Genomic DNA, 513 nt, shown 5'->3' with positions numbered 1-513 from the left:
TCGGTGGTGGGGCCGACGTCCGCGCCGAACAGGTTCCTGGTCACGATGCGCAGCGCGACATGGCCGACGTCCGGCACCACCGCCGCCACGTCGCCGTCCTGGTAGCGCTGCTCCCACCGGCGGAGCATGGCAGCGGTTTCCTCGGTCATGGTGTCCGCGAAGGCGGAGATCTTCGGGCGGTGGAAGGACGGCTGCATCAACCGGCGCTGCCGGTGCCAGGACTCCCCGCCTATCGCGCCGATCAGACCGTTCCGCAGGACCGGCCGGACCGTCCGGTACAGGAAGTTTTCCTTGTCGTAGTTCTCCCTGTTCTCGACCAGGACCCGGTGCACGTGGTCGGGATGGTTCAGCATCACCAGCGGGTTGCCCAGCAACCGCATCCGGAATACGTCGCCGTGAGTCTGGACGGCCTTGCTGAGGAACGCTATCTGGTTGCGCCGGACCGCGGACAGCCCGCTGAGTGTCTCCCCCAGGCTCAGACCGGGAATGGGGCGCCCGCCCTGAGCGGAATGC

1 protein-coding gene is annotated in these 513 nt (G+C 67.8%); it reads right to left on the bottom strand.

Annotation, left to right across the window (positions count from 1 at the left end; all coding sequences use genetic code 11):
- A partial coding sequence (locus tag CCL05_RS43690) for a cytochrome P450 (RefSeq protein ID WP_244204642.1) occupies nt 1–380 on the bottom strand: 380 nt, incomplete at its 3' end.
- Nucleotides 381–513: the final 133 nt, after the last annotated feature.

This window comes from Streptomyces africanus (assembly GCF_002150735.1).
Taxonomy (GTDB): Bacteria; Actinomycetota; Actinomycetes; order Streptomycetales; family Streptomycetaceae; genus Streptomyces; species Streptomyces africanus.
The sequence above is the reverse complement of the archived record's forward strand: the minus strand, read 5'-3'. Positions and strand labels throughout refer to the sequence as shown.